We start from the raw sequence: 3,962 nt of genomic DNA, 5'->3' as shown, positions 1-3,962 counted from the left end.
TGCTGCTGCAAGTGACAGCGCCTATGGGTTCAACTTTGGTTTGACAGCAAGGGAATCCGGAGCGGCTGCGAGAACCGATATCTCGGATGCTATGCGTGCCGATCCTTACCATCCGGATTGGAAGAATTATGTTGGCGGTGAGGCTAGGGCGGTTGGGGCTGACGTACCACGTATAGATGGCGGTACTCCAGATCTATTAGACACTACGTCCAGTGGCCCGATTTGGTCATCAACTAAAAGCAAGTCAGCAGTTGAAAATGCATTGGGGCATTGGGATAAACACAAAAGTGAATTCCCAGAGCTTCAGAATGCAAAGCAATATGCAGAGGAAGCCAAGAGCTTCTTAATAAATCCACCTCAGGGCACTCTAACAAAAACCAATGCTCGAGGTGATACACTTAGATACGACCCTGGTACAAATACATTTGGTGTATTAGGGCAAGATGGTGCGCCTAGAACAATGTTTCGCCCTACAGATGGGATTAATTACTGGAATCGGCAGTAGGAGGTTGATCAGTGAGCTACCCTTGTCCTTGTTGTGAGTATTTGACATTCGATGAAAAGCCTCCTGGAACTTTCGAGATTTGCCCTGTTTGTGGATGGGAAGATGACGAAGTACAATTTCGTGATCCGACTTACGGCAGTGGCGCTAATACCGTAAGCCTTGAAGAGGCCAGGAAGAATTTCGGTGCTATCGGTGCTATCGACAAAGAAAGTTTGGGTTCTGTTCGTAAGCCATTGCTGGAAGAGATTCCGGGCTAAATTTGCAGAAACTTTGGATGGTGCTCGTGCTGGAGAGTTCCCCGCCGTGGGTTATGGTTCACGAGGGCAACCAATAGTTGATTATGGTTAAGGTTTTGGTGTCGATGCTTCCTCAGGCTTGGCAACAAGATATGGGGCAATACATTCAAGAAAAAATGGAGCGCATATTGTCCCAACAAATCCTAATACTGTAGGGGCGAAGCCATGAAAACGCCGCCTGATTGGCTGGTTTTGTGTGTGTGGCGTGCTCTAATTGGCGAAATATATCCTGAAATAAGAACGATCGCTCTTTCTCTTTCTGATGATCGAACCTTGCTTGTTTTTTATTATCTCGACAGGCAACCCGCAGGCTTTGATTGGGAAAGTTTAGAGGTAGTTGCTATAAATATTTCAGCTTCAATTAGTCAAGATAAAATTCCTCGTATAGAGCTGGGCTGCAGTTTGAGTCGTGCCCGATAGGAAGTCTTGAGCGACTTGGGGGCTTTGTCTACTGTCGTCGAGAGTATGATTTGTAGAAACGTGGCAATATCGGCGCCACGCTCAAGGACACCCTGAGCAGCGACGGTATGAAAAACGCCATGATTGCGGCTGGTACGGCTGGTGTCATGAGCTACGCCAGTAGCAACTGGTTCAAGACCACCGTCGATCCTGTTTCGGGCAAGGTGACTGGCGCCATCCCCGACCTCACCAACCCGGGCAACTTCACCCGCTTCGCCGAAACCCAACTGCTCCAGGGCGCCGTCAAGGGCACCCTCTCCGAAGCCCTGGGCCAGGGCAAGTTCAGCGACAGCCTCAAAGGCAGCGTCTTCTCCATCCTCCAGGCCGCTGCCTTCAACCAGGTCGGCGATCTGGGCAAGCAATGGAAGCTCGAAGACAGCGGCCTAGGCAAGACCGCCATGCACGCCGTGGTGGGAGGTCTGCTCTCCGAAGCCATGGGTGGGGATTTCAAGACGGGTGCTGTAGCGGCTGGGGCCAATGAAGCCCTGATCGAAACGCTGGACAAGAGCCCGCTGCTCGCGGGTGCGGACCAAACCGAGCACCAACGGCTGGTCAACATGGCGTCGCAATTGGTGGGGTTGGTGGCGGCGGCGAGTGTGGGCGGCAATGTCCAGCAGGGCGCCGAGATTGCCGGCAACGCCCAGGCCTACAACCGGCAGTTGCACAGCTTTGAGCGCCAAATCCTTGATGAAAAAGCCCAGGAACTGCAGCAGACCTTGGGCAACACCAAGAGCGGCGAGAGCTGGGAAACGCTGCTCACCCTCGTGGGCGGCGCTGCGGTAGACAGTGAGGACAGCCAGAAGCTTGCTGCTCTCCAGGCGAGTTTGAAGGATAGCAATCCGGAAAGCTGGAGCCTCAAGCAGGACCTGATGCAAGCCCAGCAGGTCATCGATCAACTGAAAGGCCAGCGGATCGCCCTGAACTGGAGCAACGGCAATCCCATCGTCGCGGACGGAGATCGTGTCTATGCCTTTGCCGCGACGGACGCCCAACGGCAGGACCATGCCCTGTTCGATGTGGCGAGCAACACCGGCCTGTACAACGCACCGGGCAACGATCCTGTCGTGCCGGACAAGTACGTCCAGCAGTTCGGCGATTACGTGGCGGTCAAGCATCAGAGCGAGATCGCCTCGGTATCCAGTGACACCCTCAGCAAGAACGACCAGTGGGAGGCCTTGCAAGGTCGCACCAACAGTGGCCTTGTAGATGTAACCTTTGCCGACGCGCTAGGTGCTCTGCCCGCGGGTCGGGCGGTGAGAGCGGGTACTGCGCTGAGCACGACCCTGCAAGCCACGACGCGCGAGGCGGAGGAGTCGATTGCGGGCGGCTTGGCCAAGGCGGTATCGCAAGACACCAGCCGTACCGGCGTGCCGCAGTGGACGGTTGCTGCTGAGGACACCTATGGGGCGCGGCTGGCGGGATCGTATAAGGTAGGGGATACGGCCTATAACGGTCGGATCTCCGATGTAGCAGAAGATTTTTCTTACGGACTTAGAGAAAGTGGTGCAAAAGGAGAGGCACCTAAGACTGAAAGATATTTTAGAGTCGAAGGCGGTGGCTCCGGCTCAGCAACGAGCCAAAATCGAATTACTGTGAATGCCGATGACAGTATTAAAATTAATCCAGGGTGCTCAGGGCAGCTTTGTGTCAGCGTGGGGAGTGCTGATCATGCTAGCTACTTTTTAACTAACAAACGTCCAGATGGGTCGGTAGTAGTGTTTGAAGTAGATGCAGGTCTGCATAAGCAAATAATGGATAGTGCGATACCTCAGCGCCCGATTCCTGGCGTTCCACGAGACCCGTCGGCACCCAAAATTGTAGATCCGAATCAGCCGGGTGTTGCTTTAGAGTTACCCAAGGTGTGGGAGTCGTTACTGGAAAATCACTCGAGTAATGCGCGCGCATACTCTCACGACGAATTTTTGAAGGAGTTTGGGAGATGACTCAGTGGCAGTTGTTGGTCGATGATTTGTGGAGTGGCGAAAAAAGTATCTGCTTCTTTGTTCATTCAGGTGAGTGCTTCTGGGTTGTGGATGATAAATTTAACTTCAGCTTGGATGCGGAGAAAGATTATCGGGCATACCTTGATAAGGGGCATATAACTCAGGAACAATACGCGTCGGCATGCATGTCGTTCAGAGGTGGTGTTCTCAAACTTACTGCTGAGAGTTTTTTGAAATACTTAAAGGCAGAGGGGCGGCAGGTATTGTCGCCGCAAGATCTCAAAAACATGTTCGTATACGGGGCTGATTTGAACGAATGCTTGCATGGGAAAATTGAGGGCTACTATCTTTCCGGTGCCGACCTGAGTCCGGCAGATTTTGGTGAGGCCAATGCCCTTGCCTCTAGGCTTCCAGTCTTCTATGTAAACTTTGATCGAAAAATCTACATGCATATGGATTATGGTCGGGCGCATGAGGACTTGGTCTACTCAGACTGGTTCGCTAAGTTTTCGGACTTTTGTCATTTAGTGCCAGATGGACAGAGGTATTGGGTTCTAAGGGGGATGGACTGCTGGAAATATAGGTTTTTGCAAACGGTATAAGGTGCAAAAGCAACAGACGCAGTCGGCGAAACGGCTGGTTCGATTAGAAATGTTAATCCAGGCTTTCCGGAAGCCGGTCGCACTCATAATTGTGTGAACTGTGCAATTGCTACTGATGCAACTTTGGCGGGAAATCCAGCTACAGCTCTTCCGATAA

The 3,962-nt window shown here is 52.4% G+C and carries 5 protein-coding genes and 1 pseudogene; all 6 read left to right on the top strand.

The features are described from left to right. Positions 1-505, top strand: a 505-nt coding sequence (locus tag RND78_RS27570) for a hypothetical protein (RefSeq protein WP_312733396.1), incomplete at its 5' end; no start/stop codon positions are given. Positions 506-516: 11 nt separating this feature from the next. Then, positions 517-762 carry a CPCC family cysteine-rich protein gene (locus RND78_RS27565; RefSeq protein ID WP_312733395.1) on the top strand — a complete coding sequence of 82 codons (246 nt, stop codon included), beginning with the start codon at positions 517-519 and terminating at the stop codon, positions 760-762. A 112-nt stretch (positions 763-874) separates the two neighbouring features. Then, a pseudogene (locus RND78_RS28660) lies at positions 875-970 on the top strand (polymorphic toxin type 50 domain-containing protein); the annotation flags it as partial. Continuing rightward, on the top strand, positions 967-1,221 hold the full coding sequence (locus RND78_RS27560) for a colicin (protein WP_312733394.1): 255 nt from the start codon (positions 967-969) through the stop codon (positions 1,219-1,221). The pseudogene RND78_RS28660 and the gene RND78_RS27560, both read left to right, overlap by 4 nt. 68 nt (positions 1,222-1,289) lie before the next feature. Next, positions 1,290-3,203, top strand: coding sequence for a DUF637 domain-containing protein (locus RND78_RS27555; protein WP_312733397.1), 1,914 nt, complete (start codon positions 1,290-1,292; stop codon positions 3,201-3,203). Then, positions 3,200-3,805, top strand: coding sequence for a hypothetical protein (locus tag RND78_RS27550; RefSeq protein ID WP_312733392.1), 606 nt, complete (start codon positions 3,200-3,202; stop codon positions 3,803-3,805). Before RND78_RS27555 ends, RND78_RS27550 begins: the two co-directional genes overlap by 4 nt. Positions 3,806-3,962: the final 157 nt, after the last annotated feature.

Origin of the sequence: Pseudomonas oryzihabitans, assembly GCF_032027545.1 — a bacterium.
GTDB classification, from domain to species: Bacteria; Pseudomonadota; Gammaproteobacteria; order Pseudomonadales; family Pseudomonadaceae; genus Chryseomonas; species Chryseomonas oryzihabitans_F.
This window is presented reverse-complemented; position numbering and strand designations above follow the sequence as displayed.

Excerpts from the sequence above, each read along its gene's own strand:
- RND78_RS27560 (WP_312733394.1), top strand. The coding sequence starts at position 967 with ATGAAAACGCCGCCTGATTGGCTGGTTTTGTGTGTGTGGCGTGCTCTA.
- RND78_RS27550 (WP_312733392.1), top strand. The coding sequence starts at position 3,200 with ATGACTCAGTGGCAGTTGTTGGTCGATGATTTGTGGAGTGGCGAAAAA.